The organism is Micromonospora sp. WMMD708 (genome assembly GCF_049315245.1).
In the GTDB taxonomy this organism is placed as follows: Bacteria; Actinomycetota; Actinomycetes; order Mycobacteriales; family Micromonosporaceae; genus Micromonospora; species Micromonospora wenchangensis.
Map to the genome: position 1 here is coordinate 727,259 of NZ_CP186060.1, position 21,569 is coordinate 748,827.

Annotated in this window: 23 protein-coding genes; 11 read left to right on the forward strand and 12 right to left on the reverse strand. The window is 72.4% G+C overall.

What is annotated here, in order from left to right; translation table 11 throughout:
- Positions 1-99: 99 nt before the first annotated feature.
- The 3 genes from ACN260_RS03380 (at position 100) to ychF (ending at position 2,511) form a co-directional block, all read left to right on the forward strand.
- The gene (locus ACN260_RS03380) at positions 100-561 is read left to right on the forward strand and encodes a hypothetical protein (RefSeq protein ID WP_422754657.1); all 462 of its coding nucleotides are present in this window, start codon (positions 100-102) and stop codon (positions 559-561) included.
- A 71-nt stretch (positions 562-632) separates the two neighbouring features.
- Positions 633-1,367, forward strand: coding sequence for a Type 1 glutamine amidotransferase-like domain-containing protein (locus ACN260_RS03385; RefSeq protein WP_422754658.1), 735 nt, complete (start codon positions 633-635; stop codon positions 1,365-1,367).
- 58 nt (positions 1,368-1,425) lie between these two features.
- A complete protein-coding gene (ychF, locus tag ACN260_RS03390) occupies positions 1,426-2,511 on the forward strand; it encodes a redox-regulated ATPase YchF (protein ID WP_088647525.1) in 1,086 nt (361 codons plus the stop codon).
- Positions 2,512-2,901: 390 nt separating this feature from the next.
- Here ychF and ACN260_RS03395 read toward each other — a convergent pair whose 3' ends face one another.
- Positions 2,902-3,498, reverse strand: coding sequence for a Uma2 family endonuclease (locus tag ACN260_RS03395; protein ID WP_422756602.1), 597 nt, complete (start codon positions 3,496-3,498; stop codon positions 2,902-2,904).
- A gap of 110 nt (positions 3,499-3,608) precedes the next feature.
- Here ACN260_RS03395 and ACN260_RS03400 point away from each other — a divergent pair, with 110 nt between their 5' ends.
- The gene (locus ACN260_RS03400) at positions 3,609-4,181 is read left to right on the forward strand and encodes a hypothetical protein (RefSeq protein ID WP_422754659.1); all 573 of its coding nucleotides are present in this window, start codon (positions 3,609-3,611) and stop codon (positions 4,179-4,181) included.
- A 95-nt stretch (positions 4,182-4,276) separates the two neighbouring features.
- Positions 4,277-4,744 carry a GNAT family N-acetyltransferase gene (locus ACN260_RS03405; protein ID WP_422754660.1) on the forward strand — a complete coding sequence of 156 codons (468 nt, stop codon included), beginning with the start codon at positions 4,277-4,279 and terminating at the stop codon, positions 4,742-4,744.
- Between the two features lie 57 nt (positions 4,745-4,801).
- Here the strand turns inward: ACN260_RS03405 and ACN260_RS03410 are convergent, their stop codons facing one another.
- The 3 genes from ACN260_RS03410 to ACN260_RS03420 all read right to left on the reverse strand — a co-directional run bounded on the left by ACN260_RS03410 (position 4,802) and on the right by ACN260_RS03420 (position 7,211).
- A complete protein-coding gene (locus ACN260_RS03410; RefSeq protein WP_422754661.1) occupies positions 4,802-5,530 on the reverse strand; it encodes a class I SAM-dependent methyltransferase in 729 nt (242 codons plus the stop codon).
- A 200-nt stretch (positions 5,531-5,730) separates the two neighbouring features.
- Positions 5,731-6,237: a GNAT family N-acetyltransferase gene (locus tag ACN260_RS03415; RefSeq protein ID WP_422754662.1), complete on the reverse strand. Its 507-nt coding sequence runs from the start codon at positions 6,235-6,237 to the stop codon at positions 5,731-5,733.
- 80 nt (positions 6,238-6,317) lie between these two features.
- Entirely contained in the window at positions 6,318-7,211 is an 894-nt protein-coding gene (locus tag ACN260_RS03420) for an NAD(P)-dependent oxidoreductase (RefSeq protein ID WP_422754663.1), read from the reverse strand.
- A 60-nt stretch (positions 7,212-7,271) separates the two neighbouring features.
- Between ACN260_RS03420 and ACN260_RS03425 the strand changes: the two genes are divergently transcribed.
- Positions 7,272-7,637, forward strand: coding sequence for a MerR family transcriptional regulator (locus tag ACN260_RS03425; protein WP_422754664.1), 366 nt, complete (start codon positions 7,272-7,274; stop codon positions 7,635-7,637).
- Between the two features lie 43 nt (positions 7,638-7,680).
- On the opposite strand, the gene ACN260_RS03430 is transcribed toward ACN260_RS03425, so the two are convergent.
- Complete coding sequence (locus tag ACN260_RS03430; protein WP_302746275.1) at positions 7,681-8,043, reverse strand: PH domain-containing protein; 363 nt, start codon at positions 8,041-8,043, stop codon at positions 7,681-7,683.
- 111 nt (positions 8,044-8,154) lie between these two features.
- Between ACN260_RS03430 and ACN260_RS03435 the strand changes: the two genes are divergently transcribed.
- Entirely contained in the window at positions 8,155-9,429 is a 1,275-nt protein-coding gene (locus ACN260_RS03435) for a septum formation family protein (protein WP_422754665.1), read from the forward strand.
- Positions 9,430-9,588: 159 nt separating this feature from the next.
- Here ACN260_RS03435 and ACN260_RS03440 read toward each other — a convergent pair whose 3' ends face one another.
- A complete protein-coding gene (locus ACN260_RS03440; RefSeq protein WP_088647517.1) occupies positions 9,589-9,897 on the reverse strand; it encodes a 4a-hydroxytetrahydrobiopterin dehydratase in 309 nt (102 codons plus the stop codon).
- A gap of 182 nt (positions 9,898-10,079) precedes the next feature.
- On the opposite strand from ACN260_RS03440, the gene ACN260_RS03445 reads away from it, so the two are divergent.
- Entirely contained in the window at positions 10,080-10,520 is a 441-nt protein-coding gene (locus ACN260_RS03445) for a (deoxy)nucleoside triphosphate pyrophosphohydrolase (RefSeq protein ID WP_422754666.1), read from the forward strand.
- A gap of 180 nt (positions 10,521-10,700) precedes the next feature.
- Here the strand turns inward: ACN260_RS03445 and ACN260_RS03450 are convergent, their stop codons facing one another.
- The 6 genes from ACN260_RS03450 to ACN260_RS03475 all read right to left on the reverse strand — a co-directional run bounded on the left by ACN260_RS03450 (position 10,701) and on the right by ACN260_RS03475 (position 18,242).
- On the reverse strand, positions 10,701-11,768 hold the full coding sequence (locus tag ACN260_RS03450; RefSeq protein WP_422754667.1) for a succinate dehydrogenase/fumarate reductase iron-sulfur subunit: 1,068 nt from the start codon (positions 11,766-11,768) through the stop codon (positions 10,701-10,703).
- A complete protein-coding gene (locus ACN260_RS03455) occupies positions 11,768-13,681 on the reverse strand; it encodes a fumarate reductase/succinate dehydrogenase flavoprotein subunit (protein ID WP_422754668.1) in 1,914 nt (637 codons plus the stop codon). The genes ACN260_RS03450 and ACN260_RS03455 overlap by 1 nt, the downstream gene beginning before the upstream one ends.
- 13 nt (positions 13,682-13,694) lie before the next feature.
- The gene (locus tag ACN260_RS03460; RefSeq protein ID WP_422754669.1) at positions 13,695-14,501 is read right to left on the reverse strand and encodes a hypothetical protein; all 807 of its coding nucleotides are present in this window, start codon (positions 14,499-14,501) and stop codon (positions 13,695-13,697) included.
- Positions 14,502-14,785: 284 nt separating this feature from the next.
- Positions 14,786-16,228 (reverse strand): TldD/PmbA family protein, encoded by a 1,443-nt coding sequence (locus ACN260_RS03465; RefSeq protein WP_422754670.1) that lies wholly within the window; start codon positions 16,226-16,228, stop codon positions 14,786-14,788.
- Positions 16,225-17,661, reverse strand: a complete 1,437-nt coding sequence (locus ACN260_RS03470) for a TldD/PmbA family protein (protein ID WP_422754671.1) — start codon at positions 17,659-17,661, stop codon at positions 16,225-16,227. Before ACN260_RS03470 ends, ACN260_RS03465 begins: the two co-directional genes overlap by 4 nt.
- 32 nt (positions 17,662-17,693) lie before the next feature.
- Complete coding sequence (locus ACN260_RS03475; protein ID WP_421490112.1) at positions 17,694-18,242, reverse strand: Uma2 family endonuclease; 549 nt, start codon at positions 18,240-18,242, stop codon at positions 17,694-17,696.
- Between the two features lie 195 nt (positions 18,243-18,437).
- On the opposite strand from ACN260_RS03475, the gene ACN260_RS03480 reads away from it, so the two are divergent.
- Genes ACN260_RS03480 through ACN260_RS03490 form a run of 3 tightly spaced genes read left to right on the forward strand, consistent with a single transcriptional unit; the run spans position 18,438 to position 21,564 of the window.
- Positions 18,438-19,484 (forward strand): ABC transporter ATP-binding protein, encoded by a 1,047-nt coding sequence (locus tag ACN260_RS03480; protein WP_422754672.1) that lies wholly within the window; start codon positions 18,438-18,440, stop codon positions 19,482-19,484.
- Positions 19,481-20,557 carry an ABC transporter ATP-binding protein gene (locus ACN260_RS03485; RefSeq protein WP_422754673.1) on the forward strand — a complete coding sequence of 359 codons (1,077 nt, stop codon included), beginning with the start codon at positions 19,481-19,483 and terminating at the stop codon, positions 20,555-20,557. Before ACN260_RS03480 ends, ACN260_RS03485 begins: the two co-directional genes overlap by 4 nt.
- The gene (locus ACN260_RS03490; protein ID WP_422754674.1) at positions 20,554-21,564 is read left to right on the forward strand and encodes an ABC transporter permease; all 1,011 of its coding nucleotides are present in this window, start codon (positions 20,554-20,556) and stop codon (positions 21,562-21,564) included. Before ACN260_RS03485 ends, ACN260_RS03490 begins: the two co-directional genes overlap by 4 nt.
- Positions 21,565-21,569: the final 5 nt, after the last annotated feature.

Consider the following 21,569-nt stretch of genomic DNA (forward strand, 5'->3'; position numbering starts at 1 on the left):
TCACCCCGCCTATCCCGGTCGCCGGGTTCAGTTTCCGGTTCGGAAAGTGTCGGTAGTGGTCGGTAGCGTCCCGCCACCAACTCCAGAAAGGGTGCGGCGATGGCGAGCGTGACCGGGCGGGGTGACCCTCGGTCAGGGCGGGGGCGGCTGGACGACGCCGCCGCGCAGGGCCTCTACGACCGGATGCGGGTGGTCGCGCCGGCCGCCTTCGGCGCGATCGAGCGGGACCGGGCCGACGATCCGGCACGGCCGTTCGCCGACACCGCCTGCGGCCGGCTCGCCGGCTCGCTCGACGCGGCCGGCCTGCGGGCGCTGGGCATGTGGGCGCACCACTGGTGCATGCGGTTCTACGACGACGACACCCGGGTCGGCCGACGGCTGGTCCGGGAGATCGCCGGCCGGCGGGGACTGGGCTGGACTGTCGACGAGGTGCGCTGGATGCTCGGCGAGTCCGAACGGGCCGGCCCGGACGCCCGGGACCGGCTCACCCTGCCGCTCGCGGCGGCCGGCGAGCTGCCCGGGGTGGCCGACGGCGGGGCGGGCTGGCGACTCGCCGGGTGACCCCGGCCGGTGGCCGGGGGAGATGGCGGTGGCGCAGGATGGCAGCGGAGCCAGCCGCAGAGAGGACCAGCATGCCCGCCACCGAACCGACGATCGTCGCCACCAGCATGGGATTCACCAGCCGCAACCGGGGGCCCTGGGACGCCGCCCCCGGGCCGGTCTTCGACCTGATGGCCGGGCTGGCGCAGGCCGACGAGCCGCGGATCTGCTACCTCAACCAGGCCGTCGGCGACCAACCCACCTCGCTGACGGTCTTCCACGGCGCGTTCGCCGGCACCCGCTACCGCCCGTCGCACCTGGCGCTGTTCCCGATGCCCAACGTCGAGGACGTCCGGGCGCACCTGCTCGGCCAGGACATCATCTGGGTCGGCGGCGGCAGCGTGGCCAACCTGTGCGCGGTGTGGCGGGTGCACGGGCTGCCGGAGATCCTGCGGGAGTGCTGGGAGGCCGGGGTGGTGCTCGGTGGGGTCTCCGCCGGCTCGATCTGCTGGCATGTCGGCGGCACCACCGACAGCTTCGGCCGGAACCTGCGCGCCTACACCGACGGCCTGGGCTGGCTGCCGTACGGCAACGGGGTGCACTACGACAGCGAGGCACAGCGCCGGCCGCTGCTGCACCGGCTGGTCGCCGACGGCACGCTGCCGGCCAGCCACTGCACCGACGACGGGGTGGGGCTGGTCTACCGGGGCACCCGGCTGGCCGAGGCGGTCGCCGACCGGGCCGGGGTGGCCGCGTACGAGGTGGTGCCGGACGGTGCCGGTGGGGTGCGGGAGACCCGGATCGAGCCCCGGTTGCTCACCGCCTGAGCCGTCCCGGCGGTGCCGACGGGGCCGCCTGCCGGGTGACGGCGTAAGCTGGCCCGTCGTGAGTCTCACCATCGGCATCGTCGGCCTGCCCAACGTCGGCAAGAGCACCCTGTTCAACGCGTTGACCAAGAACGACGTGCTCGCGGCGAACTACCCGTTCGCCACGATCGAGCCCAACGTCGGGGTGGTGGGGCTGCCGGACGCGCGGCTCGACAAGCTCGCCGAGATCTTCTCGTCGCAGAAGGTGCTGCCCGCGCCGGTGTCGTTCGTCGACATCGCCGGCCTGGTCCGGGGGGCGTCGAAGGGGCAGGGCCGGGGTAACGCGTTCCTGGCGAACATCCGGGACGCCTCGGCGATCTGCCAGGTGGTGCGGGCCTTCTCCGACCCGAACGTGGTGCACGTCGACGGCAAGGTCTCGCCCGCCGACGACATCGAGACGATCAACACGGAGCTGATCCTGGCCGACCTGCAGACGCTGGAGAAGGCGCTGCCCCGGCTGGAGAAGGAGGCCAAGCTCCGCAAGGACCGGGCCGCCGCCGTGACCGCCGCGAAGCAGGCCGTCGAGGTGCTCGACGGCGGCACCACCCTGTACGCCGGGGCCGCCGCCGCCAAGATCGAGCTGGAGCACCTGCGGGAGCTGCACCTGCTCACCACGAAGCCGTTCCTCTACGTGTTCAACGTCGACGAGGCCGAGCTGGGCAACGCCGCCTTCCTCGACGAGCTGCGTGCCCTGGTGGCCCCCGCCGAGGCAGTCTTCATGGACGCCAAGATCGAATCCGAGCTGGTGGACCTGCCCGAGGAGGAGGCCCGCGAGCTGCTGGAGTCGATCGGGCAGTCCGAGCCGGGGCTGGACCAGCTCGTCCGGGTCGGCTTCCGCACGCTCGGGCTCCAGACGTACCTCACGGCGGGGCCGAAGGAGGCGCGGGCCTGGACCGTGCCGGTCGGCGCGACCGCCCCGGAGGCCGCCGGGGTGATCCACAGCGACTTCCAGCGCGGGTTCATCAAGGCCGAGGTGGTCTCCTACGACGACCTGGTCGCGGCCGGCTCGATGGCGGCGGCGAAGGCCGCCGGCAAGGTCCGGATCGAGGGCAAGGAGTACGTCATGCAGGACGGCGACGTGGTGGAGTTCCGGTTCAACGTGTAGTTCCGGTCCACCCTCTCGCGGACAGCTCGGCGGGTCGTGCCGCCCGGCTGAATCGCGTTGTCGGGCCTGTCGACCGGTCCTGCGGTGATCCGGTGACGATCCGAGACGCCGAGGACGGCGACTGGCCTACGATCTACCCCTTCTTCAGCGAGATCGTGGCGCAGGGCCGCTCGTACGCGTTCCCCGGGAAACCTGTCCCTGGAGCAGGCCCGCGGGTGGTGGATGGAGTCCCCTTCCCGGCGCACCGTCCCCGGGGCGTTCGACCACCCCGAGCACGGCCTGATGGGGCTGCACGTGATGTTCCTGAATCTGGGCGCTCCCGAGCCACCGTCACGGTGACCGGCGACGGGATCCGGTGGGGTCCGCTCCAGCGTGTGGTGGTCGCCGCGCTCAGGCCTTGCGTCCCGGCACCAGCCCGTCCAGGTCAAGCTTGATCACGAACGGCTTCGTGGTCCGCAGTTCGTGTCGATGGATTCCGGTCGCCACGTAAGCCCGTGTCGGCACGTCCAGTTCGTAGGCGTGGACCACAGGTGAGCCGTCCTCCTCCTCGACGCGCCAGTAACTGGCGATGCCGGCTTCCGCGTACTTGCGCAGCTTGACCGTCCGATCACTGTGCGCCGACTCCGGCGACACCACCTCCACGACCAGGAGGGTCTCCTCAGGTGTGTAGAAGGTCCGCGACGGGTCGTAAGGTGCTGCCGCTGCCAGGAGGTCGGGCTCGGGACGGTTCCATCTGTCGAGTCGGATCGTGATCTCCCGGTCGACCTCGACGCCTGGGGGCGCCTGGTTGGTCAGGGCGTTCACCAGCGCTGTGACGATCCGGGCGTGCCAGACCCGCTGGGGGGACATCATGAAGACGAGTGCTCCGTCGATCAGTTCGGTGTGACGGGTGCCTCGGTGAGCGTGTCGAGGTCGTCTGCGTACCACCCCTCCGGGCGGGGCGGCCGCATCCACTCGGGCACCGCAGTCATGCCGTCCCCGTAGCATTCGGTAGTCGCGGTCCCGGCCTCCTGCGCTAGCCCGCCCCCTGCCCTGCGTCGCCACGGAACGCGGTGGACCTCCGCTTCGACGTCCGAGCCTGCCGGTACGGTCGGGCCATGGTCACGACGTTGACACCCACGCTCCCGGACAACCGGGCCGGCGGGCGGATCGGCGGCGCACCGCCGGTCGCGATCGAGTCCTACCCGGTGCTGACGACACACCGTTACCTCCTGACACTGCCCGCGGACTGCGCGCCCTGGACCGGCGGTCGTGAGGTGTCGGTGCTGCTGCGCGAGGGATTCGAGATCGCCGACGACGACCTCGAATACCCGGGCATGGCGATGCGGGCCGTCCTACACCTGCCCTCGCCGAGGGGCTCCCGCCCGGAGTTCGGCTGGCCCGGGCTGCGCTGCGCCGCGTTGACGGAGTGCGACGGCGACGTCGTTCCGTTCGTGCGTATCGGCCCTGAACCGGTGCTCATCCAGAACGACCCGACCTACGCGGACGCGGTGCTCGCCGACGGGCACGACTTCCTCTTCCAGGTCGACGAGGAGGGGTGGCCGGTGGCAGGCGAACTGGAGGACATGGTCGGGTCCTACCTCTGGGGGTACGGCTCGGTGTACTTCTACGGCACGCCGCGCGCGGACGGCACGGTGGACGAGGTCGTGGCCGGGTTCATCGACTTCTGACCGCCGCGTCGCCCCTGACGTCGCAGGCCGGGGTGAGCCGCGCGTCACCCCGTCGCGGGCAGCGGGCCGGGGCGGTGCGGGCCTACCGTGACGGCGTGACGTTGCGACTGGAACCGATGACCGACGAGCAGTACCTCCGCTACCGGGAACACGCCGAGGAGAACTACGCGCGCAACATCGTCGCCTCCGGGGCGATGCCGCTGCCGGAGGCGCAGGAGAAGGCCCGGCAGGACTTCCAGGGACTGCTGCCCGACGGCCTGGGCACCGAGGGGCACCGGCTGTGGACGGCGTACGACGGCGACGCCGAGGTCGGTCGGCTCTGGTTGCACCTCGAGCAGAAGTCCGACGGCCTGCACGCCTTCGGCTACGACTTCGAGGTGCGCGAGGAGTTGCGCCGCCAGGGCCACGGCCGGGCGATCATCGAGGCCGCCGAGCGGCTGTGCCGGGAGTTGGGGGTGGTCGCCATCGGGCTGAACGTCTTTGGCTTCAACACCGGCGCGCGGGCGCTCTACGAGCAGATGGGCTTCGAGGCCACCGCCATCCGCATGATCAAACGGCTGTAGTACGCCGGCACACCCCGGGGTCGGGACGGTGTGCCCCGACCCCGGCCGGTCCACCCCTCAGCGGCGGTAGACCGAGATGTGCGACGTGCTGGTGTCGTCGAACGGGTGCCGGTGCCAGTCGGCGTACCGCTCGACGAGCCGCAGGCCGGCCCGGTGGGCCAGCTCGTCGATCTGCTCCGGCCAGCAGTAGCGCATCGCGAACGGTTCCAGGTGCACGCCGTCGCGGTCGAAGGTGACGGTCTGCCGGACGAAGGTCTGCGCCGCCCGGTCGTACCGGTGCAGCCGGATGGTGGCCGAGTCCTCGGTCACCGACCGCATCTGCACCTGTTCGTCCCGGTCGAAGCCGGCCGGGTCGGGCACGAACGCCTCGACGACGAACTCGCCGCCGGGGGCCAGCACCCGGGCCACGTTGCGTAGGCAGTCCTGCTGCCGCTCGGCACGGACCAGGTTGAACAGGGTGTTGAACACCAGGTAGACCAGCCGGTACGGGCCCGTCACGGGCACGTCGGCCATGTCGCCGATGGTGACCGGGACGCCGTCGCCGCCGGGCTTGGCGCGCAGCTTCGCCACCATCTCCGGTGACGCCTCGACCCCGTCGACGGGTACGCCCCGGGCGGCGAGCGGTAACGCCACCCGACCCGTCCCGACGGCGAGTTCGAGCACCCGCCCGTCGCCGGCCCGTTCGGCGAGGAAGTCCACCGCCGGGCCCGGGTCGGGGTTGCCGGGGCTGTCGTAGCTGTCGGCCCACATCCTGCCGAAGTGGCCCGGATCATCGAACACCGACATCAGCGACCCCCGTACGGGGTGCCGGTCGGTCCGGTGTCACCGGCGCATGGTCGCGCCGGCACTGCCGTGGTGGTGCTGGTGGTCATGAAGCCTCGATTCCCGCTGCTCGTCCATGGTGGGCGCCTGGGTGGACCTCGTGGCGTACGACATGTCGTCTGCTCCCTCCGGTCGGCTTCGTCCCCAGCCAAGCAGCGGGCCGGTCAGCGGGGCAACCCGGTTTCCGGGCGGGTCAGGTCGAGCGTCCAGTGCCGGGTGCGGATGACCTGGTCGTTGAACTCGACGTCCTCCTCGCCGAGCAGGCTGAACCCGAGCGCCCGGCAGATCGCGTTCGACGGGCCGTTGCCGACCGCCGGGAAGGCGTGCACGGTGTCCGCCCGCTCGTCGGTGCGGGCCTGGTCGAGCAGCTCCCGGACGGCACGTTTGGCCAGGCCCCGGCCCTGGAACTCGGGCAGCACCATCCAGCCGATCTCGGTGACCGCCCCGTCGCCCGGCCCGCGCCACAGGGTGACGGTGCCGGCGACCGTGTCGTCCACCACGATCATCTTGATCAGCGCGACGCCGTCGGCGGCCAGTCGGGCGTCCCGGCGGACCTGCCGGGCCACGTGGGCGGCCGGCAGCGGTCCGCCGAGTTCGGCCATCATCGCCGGGTCGCAGCGCATCCGCTGGTACGCCTCGACGTCGGTGGCCAGCACGTCACGCAGGAACACGCCGCACCCGCTCCCGCCGGCCACTGTGGAGAGTCGTCCGCATGTGCCCGAGTATTCCAAAGGCCGAACCGCGGCGGGGGTCAGCCGGGGCGGGCCGGGGTGAGGGACCGGGCCAGCCGGGCGAGGCCGTCGTCGCCGTGACCGGCGGCGACCGCCTGCTCGACGACCGACCGGGCGGCCCGCAACACCCCGGAGTCGATGCCGTGGGCGTCGGTGGTCGCGATGACGTGGCCGAGGCCCGCGCCGGCCGAGGCGACGGTGGAGCGGTCGCCGGGGAACCGGTCCTCGGTGAGCTGATCGGCGAAGCGGGCCGTCATCTCGGCGAGCATCGGGGCGATTCCGGCGGCGTAGCGGGCGAACGACCGGGGGGCGATGCCCTCGGCCGAGGCCAGCGCGAAGGCGTGGGTCAGGCCGCTGACCGCCGTGCCGAACAGGTCGAGCAGCGCCATGTCGTACGCCGCCGCCGCGCCCGGGTCCGGGCCGAGGTAGCCGGGGGTGCCGCCGAAGGCCGCCAGGATGGGCCGGACGGCGTCGAAGCCGGAGCGGCTGCCGCACCACAGGGCCGTGGCGGCGGGAGTGCCGATGGTCGTCGTCGGGGACAGGATGGCTCCCTTCACCAGGTCGGCCCGGTGCCCGGTGGCCCACTCCGCCAGCGCCCGCGCCTCGTCCGGTCGGCCGGTGGTGACGTCGACGACGGTCCGCCCGGCCCAGTCGTCGTGGGCGGCCAGCACGGTGCCGACAGCCGCCGGGTCCCGCAGGCAGGTGATCACGACGGGGGCGGCCCGGACCGCCCCGGTGACGGTCGGCGCGGCCGTCGCGCCGAGCGCGACGAGGGGGCCGGCCCGGTCCGGCGTACGGTTCCAGACGGTCGTCGGCGTCCCGGCGGAGATCAGGGCGGCGGCGAGCGCCCGGCCCATCGGACCCAGGCCGAGCACCGCCACCGGCGTACGGTGCGTGAGTTGTCGATCGCTCATGCCGGGGACGGTAGACCTTCTCGTTGACGTGAAGGTCAAGTCCGCGGTCTGCTGTGCGGCATGCGGATCGGTGAACTGGCCCGGCGGGCCGGGGTGAGCACCAGGGCCCTGCGCTACTACGAGGAACAGGGCCTGCTGCGGCCCGAGCGGCGGCCGAGCGGCTACCGCGACTACGGTGAGCAGGCCCTGACCACGGTGCGGCACATCCGGCTGCTGCTCTCGGCCGGGCTCGGTACGGCCGTGATCGCCGAGATCCTGCCCTGCGTGCCGGACGACACCACGGTGCTCGCCCCCACCTGCCCCGAACTGCTCGACGGCCTGGCCGGGGAACGGGCCCGGATCACCGCGTCCATCCAGCGGCTCACCGCGGCCCGGGACATCCTCGACGCCCTGATCGCCACGGGTGGTCCCGCCCGCCGGCCGTGAGGTGGCCGCCGGGAGGCCGGGGCGTCGGCGGGCGGGCCGGTGGTCAGGAGATGTAGTGCAGGATCACGTTGTGCACGTGGTGGCTCTTCTGCGCGCCCCGGAACTCCACCTCGTAGGTGTGGGTGCCGACGTGCACGGCGATCGAGCCGGTGGAGAAGAACTCCCCGCCCCACGACTTGTTGCTCACCACGCTCACGCTGGTGATCTTCGAATACGGGATGCTGGTGATCGCGAACTTCTTGCCCACGAACGACCGGTCCTGGATGATCACCCGCCGGTCGGTCAGGCCGATGAACCCGGTGCCGGTGCCGATGGCGTCGTAGACGGCGATGATCTGTTCGCCGTCGAGTAGTCCACTGCGGATCTGCTGGAACTGCTCCTTGCGGTCGTACGTCACATTTGCCATGGGTTCCACGGTAGGAAGTGGGCGCCAGTGTCGGCCGTTGTCCGCCCGTCAGCCCGGTCGACTAGTCTCCCCATGCCTGGCCGGACGCGGGCGACGGGGGAGGGAAGCGGTGTGACCAGCGAACGTTCCGAGACGCAGCCCGCCGACGAGTCGCGGCCGGAGCCGCCGGACACCTCGGTCGGCGTCGACGACGCGGCCCCGGCCGACGCGGCGACCCCGGCCCCCGACGGTGCCGACGCGCCCCCGTCCCCTGCGGTGACCCCGGCCCCCGCCGCCAAGGCTCAGGCCCCCGCCGGCGGTGAGGCACCGGCCCCGGGCGGCGACCCGGCCCCGGGCGGCACCGGGGACGCGGAGGCGGGCCGGGCGTCGGATGCCGTGCCCGACTGGGAGCCGTGGCCGCAGCGTCCCGCCGCCCGGGGCCGGCTGAACCGGCTGGCCGTGGTCACGCTGGTGCTGGGCCTGCTCGGCGGGGTGCTGGCCCCGGTCACCGCCGGGTTCGCGCTGCGCCGGATCAGGCGGGACGGCGAGCGGGGCCGGGGCCTGGTGATCGCCGGGCTGGTGCTGCTCGGTGGCTGGGTGCTGGCCGGGCTGGTGGCTCTGGGCGTCACGATGACCGCGTCCGACCCGGACCCCGGGCTTCGCGGGCTGCGGGTGGGGGACTGTTTCCGGGTGCCGTCCGGTGCCACCGCCAGCCGGACCGCGCCCGAGGAGGTCACCCGGGTCGCCTGCGACGTCCCGCACCACGCCGAGTACGTCGACGACTTCCCCGCCTACGAGCGTTCCGCCGACGAGCGGTACCCCGGTGCGGCGGCACTCTCCGAGCGGGCCGAGACGCTGTGCCGGCAGCGGCAGCGCAGCTACGTGGTGGATCCACTGGGCCTGCCGGCCGAGGTGCGGCTGAGCTGGTACCTGCCGACCCGGGTCGACTGGTCCACCGACCCCACCATCACCTGTTACCTGACCGCTCCGGGCGGGTTGTCCCGGTCGCTGCGGATGGACACCACGGTGCTCGACCCGGCGCAGCTCGGCTACCTGCTGGCCAGCCGGGACTGGACGCAGGAGCGGGCCGCCCTGGTGGCCGGTGCGCCGACCAGCACCCCGGCCGGGTTGCGGGACGCGGTGCGGCGGGCTGAGACCATCCACACCGACATGTGGTTCCGGCTGCGCCGGGAGACCTGGCCGGAGGCCGTCCGCCCGGCGATGGAGCGGCTGCTCACCGAGATGGAGCAGGACGAGCCGGCCTGGCGGGACGCCGACGGCGAACCCGACCGGGGCCGGCTGCTCCAGGTGGTCGCGCAGGCCGGGCAGCATCCGGACCCGGCCACCGAACTGGCCGTACGCCAGGCGCTGGGGTTGCCGACGGCGCAGGGCGAGCCGATGCGCTGAGCCGACCGAGGGTGGTGTTCCGACCACTCGGCGTGGACGGGTCGGACGTTCCGCCGAGCGGGTCGAGCGCCGGACGGCTCTAGGCTGGCTGGCGGGGACGCGACTGACGAGGGGGTCGACGATGGCGCAAGCGGGCGGGCCTGCGTCGCCGCCGGGCGTTCAGTCCGCCATCACCGCGCGGTACGCGTCCTCGATCCGCGCGGCGAGCAGCACCTCACCCTCGGTGAGTGGTTCCCCGTCACCGTGCCCGACCCGGATCCGGGTCTCGGTGTCCCGCCGGCTGATGTCCGGTCGCAGCCGCAGCGCGTCCGCGACGACCTTGACCCGTTCGGTCAGCGCCGCGTGCTGGGTGTCGTCCATGACCAGGGTGCGGCGGATCTGCTCTCCGTCGCGGGTCCACCCGTGCAGGAGCGTGAGGGCGTCACTGAGATAGTCGTGCTTGCTTCGACTGGTGAACAGCGCGCGCATCACCGCACCTCCCAGGCGCCGTTGCCGGCTTGTGGCCAAATCGTCGCCGTCCCGTGTCCTCGTGGTGTTAACAGTCTGTCGGCCTGATGGCGGTGTGTCCACGCCCACACTTCCGTCTCTTATTGGCCTACCGGTCGGCCACGGTACCCAAACCGACGATTGATCTGGCACGCTGGACGCCCGTGCAGACCGAACGGCGTAGCGAAAACGGACCGAGCGACAGGCGTGAGCCGAGGGTGGTCGTAGGAGCGGCGATCATCTCCGCCGGGCGGGTACTCGCCTGCGCGCGTACCGCGCCCCCCGAGGTCGCCGGCATGTTCGAGTTCCCCGGCGGCAAGGTCGAGCCGGGCGAGAGCGAGACGGCGGCGCTGGTCCGCGAGTGCGCCGAGGAGTTGGCCGTCCGGGTGGAGATCGGCGACCGGGTCGGCCGGGACGTCCGGATGGCCCACGGCCGGTCGGTGCTGAAGGTGTACGCGGCACGCCTGCTACACGGCGACCAGCCGCGCGCGCTGGAGCACTCCGCGATGCGCTGGCTGACCGCCGACGAACTGCACAGCGTCACCTGGCTGCCCGCCGACGTGCCCATCGTCGCCGCCCTCCGCCCGCTGCTGGCCGCCGGTTGACGGCGGCGGGTACCGGGCCGGGACGGCGACGGGGGCCGACGGCGTGTGCCGTCGACCCCCGTCGACCTCGTCGTGCCCGCTCCGGCGGATGTCGCGCCGAGTGGTGCCCGGCCGTCCCGGCCCGGTGCCGTTCGTCCGGCCCGGTGCCTGTCGGGCCGGTTCAGTGCCCGTCAGGCCGGTTCAGTGCTTCTCGTCCTGGCTCGGGTGGGCGAAGTTGAGGTGCTCCGGCGGCAGCGGGAAGGTGACGTCGTCGCCGAACGGCGACGGGGCCGCCGCCCGGTCGAAGGTCAACTCCGTCAGCGGGAGCTTGCCCCGGTCGTCGACCGCCGGCATGGTCGGGTGCGGGACCTCGCGGTGCCAGTTCACGCCCTGCTGGGCCTGGGCCTCTGCGGCCGGGTCGCCGGAGCCTCCGGCGTGCGAGTGGACTCCAGCCTGACGGGCGCCGCTGTGCACCACGGACCCCTTTCCCCCGCTGTTCGCGGTGCTCGGGGGCGTCTCGCCCCGACGGAAGATCTTGCTACCGAGCCATACCAGGGGATCGTACCTGCGGTCGACGACCCGTTCCTTCATGGGGATGATCCCGTTGTCGGTGATCTTGATGTGCTCGGGGCAGACCTCGGTGCAGCACTTGGTGATGTTGCAGAAGCCGAGCCCCTGCTCCTGCTGCGCGTACTGCTTGCGGTCGGTCTTCGCGTCCAGCGGGTGCATGTCCAGCTCGGCGGCCCGGATGAAGAACCGGGGGCCGGAGAAGGCCGGCTTGTTCTCCTCGTGGTCACGGATCACGTGGCACACGTTCTGGCACAGGAAGCACTCGATGCACTTGCGGAACTCCTGCGAGCGTTCCACGTCGACCTGCTGCATCCGGTACTCGCCCGGGGCCAGGTCGGCCGGCGGGGCGAAGGCCGGCGTCTCCCGCGCCTTCTCGTAGTTGAACGAGACGTCCGTGACCAGGTCCCGGATCACCGGAAAGGTGCGCAGCGGGGTGACCGTGACGGTCTCGGACTCCTCGAACGTCGACATCCGCGTCATGCAGCTCAACCGGGGCTTGCCGTTGATCTCCATCGAGCAGGAGCCGCACTTGCCGGCCTTGCAGTTCCACCGGCAGGCCAGATCCGGCGCGTCGGTGGCCTGGAGCCGGTGGATGACGTCGAGGACGACCTCGCCCTCGTTCACCTCGACCGAGTAGTCCTGGAGGTCACCGCCGGTCTCGTCGCCCCGCCAGATGCGGAACTCCCTCTTGCTTCCCATCAGTTCGCCTCCTCGGTGAGGGCGTCGAAGTCGGCCAGCTCCTCGTCGGTCAGGTACTTGGCCAGCTCGGTACGGTCGAAGAGGCCGATCAGCTCGGCCCGCATCTTCGGCAGCGGCTTGTGCTCCAGCCGGACGGTGTCCCCGTCGAGCGCACAGACCAGGTTGACCCGACGCCACTTCGGGTCCATGGTCGGGAAGTCCTCCCGGGTGTGCCCGCCGCGCGACTCCTGCCGCTCCAGCGCAGCCTTCGCGGTGCACTCCGAGACGACCAGCATGTTGCGCAGGTCCAGCGCCAGGTGCCAGCCCGGGTTGTAGCGCCGGCCGCCGACCGCGCTCACCTTCGCCACCCGCTCGCGCAGCTCGGCCAGCCGGCGCAGGGCGTCGACCAGCTCACCCTCCCGGCGGATGATCCCGACCAGATCCCCCATCACCGCCTGGAGGTCCTGCTGGAGGGTGTACGGGCTCTCCCCGGTGTCCCGCTGCAACGGCGCCAGCGCCGTCTCCACGGCGGTCTCCACCGCGCTCACCGGCACCTTCGGGCGCGAGGTCAACTGATCGGTGTACGACGCCGCGTGCCCGCCCGCCCGTTTGCCGAAGACCAGCAGGTCGGACAGGGAGTTGCCGCCGAGCCGGTTGGAGCCGTGCATGCCACCGGAGACCTCACCGGCGGCGAACAGCCCCTGCACGGTGCCGTACGCGGCCCCCGAGTCCGGGTCCACCTCGACGCCGCCCATCACGTAGTGGCAGGTCGGCCCGACCTCCATCGGCTCGGCCGTGATGTCGACGTCGGCCAGCTCCTTGAACTGGTGGTACATCGACGGCAGCCGGCGACGGATCTCCTCGGCCGAACGCCGGGAGGCGATGTCGAGGTAGACGCCGCCGGCCGGCGTACCCCGACCGGCCTTGACCTCGCTGTTGATCGCGCGGGCGACCTCGTCGCGGGGGAGCAGCTCCGGCGGGCGCCGGTTGTTGTCCGGGTCGGTGTACCAGCGGTCCGCCTCCTCCTCGGTCTCCGCGTACTGCTTGCGGAAGACGTCGGGGACGTAGTCGAACATGAACCGCTTGCCGTCGGAGTTCTTCAGCACGCCGCCGTCGCCCCGGACCGACTCGGTGACCAGGATGCCCTTCACCGAGGGCGGCCAGACCATGCCGGTCGGGTGGAACTGGAGGAACTCCATGTTGATCAGGGTGGCCCCGGCACGCAGCGCCAGCGCGTGCCCGTCCCCGGTGTACTCCCAGGAGTTCGAGGTGACCTTGTAGGACCGGCCGACCCCGCCGGTGGCCAGCACCACCGCCGGCGCCTCGAACAGGATGAACTCGCCGGACTCCCGGTAGTAGCCGAACGCCCCGGCCACCCGGTCGCCGTCGAGCAGCAGCTCGGTGATCGTGGTCTCGGCGAAGACCTTGATCCGGGCCTCGTAGTCGCCGAGGTCGCGCTTGTCCTCCTGCTGGAGGGAGACGATCTTCTGCTGGAGGGTGCGGATCAGCTCCAGGCCGGTGCGGTCACCGACGTGCGCCAGCCGGGGGTACTCGTGCCCGCCGAAGTTGCGCTGGGAGATCTTGCCGTCCTTCGTCCGGTCGAAGAGCGCCCCGTACGTCTCCAGCTCCCAGATCCGCTGCGGCGACTCCTTCGCGTGCAGCTCGGCCATCCGGAAGTTGTTGAGGAACTTGCCGCCGCGCATGGTGTCGCGGAAGTGCACCTGCCAGTTGTCCCGGCTGTTCACGTTCCCCATCGCGGCCGCCGCGCCGCCCTCGGCCATCACCGTGTGCGCCTTGCCGAAGAGCGACTTGGAGATGATCGCGGTCTTCTTGCCGGCGAGCCGGGCCTCGATCGCCGCGCGCAGGCCGGCGCCGCCGGCCCCGATCACGACGACGTCGTAGTGGTGTCGTTCGATGCGAGTGGTAGTGGTCATGTCGCCGCGCCCTCTAGTTGATGAACCGCAGGTCGGTGAACCAGCCGGCGGCGACGGCCATCACGTAGAAGTCGGTGAAGGCCAGCGTGCCGAGGGTGATCCAGGCGAGCTGCATGTGCCGGGTGTTCAGCTTGGACACGAACGTCCAGGCCCGGTACCGCACCGGGTGCGCGGAGAAGTGCTTGAGCCGCCCGCCGATGATGTGCCGGCAGGAGTGGCAGGAGATGGTGTACGCCCACAGCATCACCACGTTGCCCAGCAGAATGATGTTGCCCAGCCCGAAGCCGAAGCCCTCCGGTGAGTGGAAGGCCAGGACCGCGTCCCAGGTGTTGATCAGCGAGATGAGCGCGGCGGCGTAGAAGAAGTAGCGGTGCAGGTTCTGCCCGAGCAGCGGGAAGCGGGTCTCCCCGGAGTAGGACTTGTGCCCGTCCGGCACCGCGCAGGCCGGCGGCGACAGCCAGAACGACCGGTAGTACGCCTTGCGGTAGTAGTAGCAGGTCAACCGGAACAGCAGCAGGAACGGCAGGGTCAGCGCCGCATCCGGGATGATCCACCAGCCGGGCAGGAAACTGCCGAAGTGCGAGGAGCCCTCGACGCACCGGTCGGTCACACAGGGGGAGTAGAACGGCGTCAGGTAGTGGTACTGGTCCACCCAGTACCACTTGTGCATGAACACCCGGACGGTCGCGTACGCCACCCAGGCGCTGAGCCCGACGACGGTGATCAGGGGGGCGAACCACCAGCGGTCGGTCCGCAACGTCTTCGCCGCGATGGCGGCGCGCGCCCGCGCCCCCCGCGGCTTCGTTGCCGTTGATGTCATTCGAGTCGTCTTCCTGACGGGACGGGCCCTCGCGGGCGGCGGTTCACGTTCCGTGCCGGTCAGTGGACCGGCCGGACCGTGTCCACTGCCGCGTGGTGCGCAAGCAGGCTGCCGCGCCGGGACATCGGCGCAGCTAAGTGACACACGTTACGCCGATCATCACGATCGGGCCGCGCAACGCAGTGTCCCGTGTGTCCCGCACCTTGGAAAGACCCGAGCCATGATCAATGTCCCGTGGGTGTCAGGCGGGTGCGGGGCCGGCCGAGCGGGCGTCGCGGCACCGGTCAGCCGGACGCGCCGCCGGTGAAGTTCCACGAGGCCAGCCGCAGTGGCGGCCCCTCCCACCAGCCGCCGTCGAACCGGTCCGGCTGGCGGACCGGCCGCCGGCCGAGGCCGAGCACCGCTCCCGGCCCCAGCGCCCGGGGGTACGCCTCGGTGAACCGGAAGTTCCGCACCGCCCGCACCGGTACGCCGTCCTCGACCAGCCACACCCCGTTGCGGGTCAACCCGGTGATCACCAGACTCTTCGGATCGAGCACCCGGGTGTACCAGAAGTCGCTGACCAGCAGCCCCCGGGCCATCGGCGCGACCAGCGCGGCGGTGTCCGCGTCCGCCACCGCCCCCGCGACCGGGCCGCCCCCGCTCCCCGGGCCCGCCGCGCCGCCGTCCGGACCCCCGCCGGCCGCCGCCGTGCCCGCGCCGGGCATCCGGAGGTTACGGGGGATCGGGCCGAAGGTGGCGCCGCCCGACGCCCCGTGGCCGGTCGACGCCGTGCCCGCACCGGCGGCGCTGCGCCGGTCGTGGGCCACCGCGCGGGTGGTGCCCGCCTCGACCAGGGTCAGCGCCGCACGTGGGGTGCCCTCCAGGTCGAACGGCATCGCCCCGCCGTACGTCGGATCGTCGACCAGGGTCACCGCCGGATCGAACTGGGCGACGCCGGGCCGGGCGAACGACTGGCCCTCGACGTGCCGCTTGCCGTTGAAGCCGTACCAGGCGAGATTCTGCAACAGGTCGGCCACGGCGGCCGGTTCGAGGACCACCTCGTACCGGCCCGGGGGCAGCTCGACCGGGTCGGCGGCGGCCCGTGCCTTCGCCGCCGCCCGGACCCCCAGGGCCGTGCCGTCCACCTCGTCGAGGCGGCCGGCGCAGAGCCGGGCCACCCCGTCCGCGCCGCCCGCGCGGGCGATGCCGTCCATCGCCGCCTCGGTGGTGCGCCCCTGCGCCGCCTGGCCGGCCGAGTTGGCGAACGCCCCCGACCGGTAGGCGGTGCGGCAGTACCCGGCCGCCTCCAGCCCGCCCACCGCGTCGACGAAGGCCCGGACCCGGTCGGCGCGGGCCGCCGGCTCGGCGTAGGCGGTGGCCTCGTCGAGCAGGCCGTTGGAGCGCACCGCCGACGGTGGGGTCAGCCCCGGCCAGGCCGGGTCGGGCGGGCAGAGCCGGGCCGCGGCGAGGGTCCGCCCGACCAGGGCCCGCAGCCCGTCCGGGCCGACCAGGCTGCCGCCCCCGGCGGCCGTCCGCCCGTCGACGTGCACCCGCAGCCGGACCGTCAGCTGCGACTCGGCGACGTTCTGGTGGATGAACGAGTTGGCGAACCGGGTCAACGCCAGATCGTGCCGGACGACGGTGGCCTCGGCCTCGGCGGCCGGGCCGGCGATCTCGTGGACCAGCTCCACCACCCGGGCGGCGACGTCCAGCTCGGTCGCCCCGGTGTCGCGCAGGCCGGTCATGCCCGCACCCCCACCCGGACGCCCCGGAACCGGGCCGGCGCGGCCGGATGCCCGGTGTGGCCGATCTGGCCGGGCTGGCCCTTGCCGCAGTTCGGGGTGCCCCACGGGACGATCTCGGAGGAGAGCATGTCCATCGACCGCCAGAACAGCGGCCCGATGCCGGTGTAGGTGGGGTTGCGCAGCATCCGGCCGCGCCGGCCGTTGCGCACCTCCCAGGCGATCTCGCAGCCGAACTGGAAGTTCAGCCGCCGGTCGTCGATCGACCAGGACCGGTTGACGTCCATCAGCACCCCGTCGTCGGTGGCCGCGATGATCTCGTCGAGGGTGTGCGGGCCGGGTTCCAGGCCCACGTTGGTCATCCGCACCATCGGCAGTCGGGCCCAGCCGTCGGCCCGTACGCTGCCGCCGTAACCGAGGCCGGCGACGGCGGCCGAGTCCCGGCCGGCGAGCACCCCGACCCAGCGGCCCTCGCGTACCGCGTCGCGTTTGACCGCCGGGGAGCCCTCGTCGTCGAAGCCGAAGCTGCCCAGGGCGCCGGGGATCGTCGGGTCGATGGTGACGTTCATCAGCTCGGAGCCGTAGCGCAGCGATCCGAGCTGGGCCAGGTCGAGCCACGAGGTGCCGGCGAAGGCGGCCTCCCAGCCGAGGATGCGGTCCAGCTCGATGGCGTGCCCGACCGACTCGTGGATCTGCAACGCGAGTTGCTCGTCGCCCAGGATTAGGTCGGTCTCGCCGGCCGGGCACTCCGGCGCGGTGAGCAGCGCCCGGGACTCGTCGGCGATCCGGGCGGCGTGCGCGGTCAGGTCGAGCGACTCGACCAGCTCCCACCCGGTGGTGCCGTACTGGCCCCGGTAGCTCGGCCAGGAGCGGCGCTGGGTCTCGTGCTCGCCGATCGAGGTGGCCGAGATGCCGCCGCCGCACTCGCGGATGTGCTGGTCGATGCGGTGCCCCTCGCTGGAGACGAACCACTTGCGGGTGTCCCAGATCTGGTAGAGCCCCTCGGCCAGGTCGGCCCCCTGCCCGCGCGCCGCCCCGGTGGCCCGGACCAGCAGGTCACCCTTGTCGGACAGCGGCACGCCGAGCGGATCGACCGCGCAGTCGGAGGCCCAGCTCGCCACCACCGGCTCGGCCGGGGCCAGGGTGATCGGTGGGCCGGCCACCCGGGCGCTCGCGGCGGCGACCTCCGCGGCCCGCCGGCCGGCCGCGCGGGCCGCCGCGTCGGACAGCTCGGGTACGGCATGGAAGCCCCACCCCGACCCGACCAGCGCGCGTACGCCCAGGCCGAGGCTCTCGTCCTGGGTCAGCTCCTCGATCGCGCCGTTGCGCGCGGACATCGACTCGTAGCGCAGGTGCATCACCCGGGCGTCGGCATACCGGGCGCCCGCGTCGAGAGCGGCCTGTACGGCTGCGGCCGCCGCGTCGAACTCGGTCATGGACCGACCCTAGGCCAGTCCACCGACATCCGTCAGGGCAGCAGATCCTCGGGTCGGATCGTGGCCCGCACCGGCTCCGTGAGGTCGAGCGTCTCCCCGACCTTGGCGACCGCGTGCTCCAGGTAGTGCCGGCCGTGTCGGCGGTAGAGGTGCAGGTTGCCGTTCTGCTGCTCGACCAGCAGGTACCACTCGATCCCGGCGGTGGCGTAATAGTGCATCTTGAGGACCTTGTCGGTCGCCGCGTTGCCGGGCGAGATGATCTCGCACACCAGGTGGACGTCGTGCGCCTCGACGTAGACCTCGTCGAAGTCGATCTCGCCGGTGACGACGAGATCGGGAATGGTGATCCGACCCGGCTTGAGGCGGACGTTGACCGCCTCCAGGACCCGCAGGTGCGCACTGCGGGCCGGCTGCCGTAGCGCGGCCCGGAGTTCTCCCGAGATGTTCTGGTGGCGGGGGGTTGGCGCTGGGGTCACGTGGAGGCTCCCGTCGAAGAGTTCGACGCGTTGGGACGTCTTGCCGAGGGAGAGGTACTCCTCTTCGGTCCACGGTCCGTCGTGGCCGAACACCGCTGCGGTCATGGCCGGTCACCTCCACCTCGTGTCGCCGGGCATCCTCCACCGGGCACCTCGCCCATGGTCGCACCCCGGGTGCGACCGGACGGCGACGACACCGGGCGGCGACTACGCTGTGGTCCGGTGACAGCTCCCGCTCCGTAGCTTATTTTCAGCCTCGGCTCTTTGTTGTAGGTTCCCTACAACCCCGGGGAGGCGGTCGTGGACAGTCCGAAGGCAGGAGACGACCCGTACCTGCGGGTGGACGACCTTCGGGTGCGGTTCGACACGGCCGACGGCGTGGTGCGTGCGGTGGACGGGGTGTCCTTCGCGGTGCCGCGTGGCCGGACGCTCGGCATCGTCGGCGAGTCCGGCTCCGGCAAGAGCGTCACGGCGCTGGCCGTGCTCGGCCTGCACGACCCCCGACGCGGCACCGTCACCGGCACGATCAGCGTCGGCGGGCGGCAACTCGTCGGCCTTCCCGAGGAGCAGGTACGCCGGCTGCGCGGCCGGGACGTGGCGATGATCTTCCAGGACCCGCTCTCCGCGCTGCACCCCTACTACAGCGTGGGGCGGCAGATCGCCGAGGCGTACCGGGTGCACCACCCCCGGGCCGGACGGCGGGCGGCGCGGGCCCGTGCGGTGGACATGCTCGACCGGGTGGGCATCCCGCAGCCGGCCCGCCGCTACGACCAGTACCCGCACGAGTTCTCCGGCGGCATGCGGCAACGGGCGATGATCGCGATGGCGCTGGTCAACGACCCGGCCCTGGTCATCGCCGACGAGCCGACCACCGCGCTGGACGTGACGGTGCAGGCCCAGATCCTCGACCTGCTCGCCGACCTGCAGGCCGAGTTCCGAACCGCGATCGTGCTGATCACCCACGATCTGGGGGTGGTCGCCCAGGTCGCCGACGACGTGCTGGTCATGTACGCCGGGCGGGTGGTCGAGCGGGGGAGCGTGACGCAGGTGCTCCGCCGGCCGCAGCACCCGTACACCTGGGGGTTGCTCTCCAGCGTGCCGTCGCTGCGCGGCGACCCGGACGCGGACCTGGTGCCCATCCCCGGCAACCCGCCCTCGCTGATCGACCTGCCGTCCGGCTGCGCGTTCCACCCGCGCTGCCGGTACGCAGGTGACCGCTCCCGCACGGTGGTGCCGGCGCTCGGCCCGGCGGGCGCGGCCGGCCACCTGGTCGCCTGCCACCTTCCCGCCGGTGATCGCGCGGCCCTCTCCCACCAGGCCGTTCCCGGGGCGGGGGTGTCCCGGTGAGCACGACGGACGTGCCGCGGTCGCGAGCGGAGGGCGGGCCGGTGAGCGCCGGTGAGCCGTTGTTGCGGGTGCGGGGGTTGACCAAGCACTTCCCGGTCCGCACCGGCCTGCGGTCGCGCGGGCTGGTGCGGGCGGTGGACGGGCTGGACTTCGACGTGCGGCCCGGCGAGACGTTGGGCCTGGTGGGGGAGTCCGGCTGCGGCAAGAGCACCACCGGCCGGATGCTGGTCCGGCTGCTGGAGCCGACCGCCGGGACGATCGAGTTCGCCGGCCGGGACATCACCCACGCCCGTCGGCGTGCGCTGCGTCCACTGCGGCAGGACCTCCAGATCATCTTCCAGGACCCGTACGCCTCGCTGAACCCCCGGCACACCGTCGGGCGGATCGTGGCGATGCCGTTGCAGGTCAACGGGATCGACCCGCCAGGCGGGGTGCGGCGGCGGGTCCGCGAGCTGCTGGAACTGGTCGGGCTGAACCCGGAGCACTACAACCGCTACCCGCACGAGTTCTCCGGCGGGCAGCGGCAGCGGATCGGGATCGCCCGCGCGCTGGCCCTGCGGCCGAAGCTGATCGTCGCCGACGAACCGGTCTCCGCGCTCGACGTCTCGATCCAGGCGCAGGTGGTGAACCTGCTGCGGGACCTGCAACGCGACCTCGGACTGGCGTTCGTGTTCATCGCGCACGACCTGGCCGTGGTGCGGCACTTCTGCCAGCGGGTCGCGGTGATGTACCTGGGCCGGATCGTCGAGATCGGCGACCGGGACGACATCTACCGGTCTCCCCGGCACCCGTACACCCGGGCGCTGCTGTCGGCCGTCCCGGACGTGACCGCGCCGGGTGGGGCGGGGCGGATCAGGCTGACCGGGGACGTGCCCACGCCGCTGGACCCGCCGTCGGGCTGCCGGTTTCGCACCCGGTGCCCCCGGGCGCGCGACGTCTGCGCCCGCGAGGAGCCGACGCTGGTGGTCGACGGCGACCGCCGGCACGCCACCGCCTGCCATTTCCCGGAGACCGGACCGCCGCCGGCCGGTGCGGGTCGGGTCGGCGGCGACACCGAGGAGGTGGCGACATGAGTGTGTCCCCGGTCGACCCGGCGACGCTGGCCGAGGTCGGGGCCGAGGCCGCGACGGGTGGCGACCGGCCCGGGTCCGGGTTCGTCGGGCGCTCGCCCGGCCAACTCGCCTGGGCCCGGCTGCGGCGGGACCGCACCGGCCTGGTCAGCGGCGGGATGCTGGTGTTCTTCGTGCTGGTGGCGCTCGCCGTGCCGCTGATCGAGTGGGGGTACGGGATCGGCCCCCGGGAACAGTTCCAGTCCCGGCTGGACGGGTTCGGGATGCCGCTCGGCTATGCCGGCGGGGTGACCGGGGAACACTGGTTCGGGCTGGAGCCGGGGCTGGGCCGGGACATCTTCATCCGGCTGGTGCACGGGCTGCGTACCTCGCTGTTCATCGCCGTGGCGGCCGCGGTGACCACGGCGGTTATCGGGGTCGTGCTGGGCACCGTCGCCGGCTACCTGGGCGGCTGGCTGGACGCGGTGGTCAACTGGGTCACCGACCTGACCCTGGCGATGCCGTTCCTGATCATCGCGCTGGCGTTGACGCCCACCATCGCGCTGCGCTTCTACGGCCAGCGCGAGGAGGTGCCGGCCGCGTTCCAGATCGGGGTGCTGATCGCCATCTTCGCACTGTTCGGCTGGACGAGCACCGCCCGGCTGGTACGCGGACAGGTGATCGCGCTGCGCGAGCGGGAGTTCGTGGAGGCGGCGCGGGCCAGCGGCGCGGGGCTGGGACACATGCTGTTCCGGCAACTGCTGCCGAACCTCTGGGCGCCGATCCTGGTGTCCTTCTCGCTGGCGGTACCGGCGTACATCACCAGTGAGGCGGCGCTGTCGTTCATCGGGGTCGGGCTGACCGACGCCACCCCCAGCTTCGGTCGGATGATCTACCGCAGCCTGGACTACCTCCAGACCGACCCGGCGTACGTCTTCTTCCCCGGCATCACGATCTTCGCGCTCGTGTTCGCCTTCAACCTCTTCGGTGACGCGCTGCGCGACGCGCTCGACCCGAAGTCGTCCCGGTAGGAGGG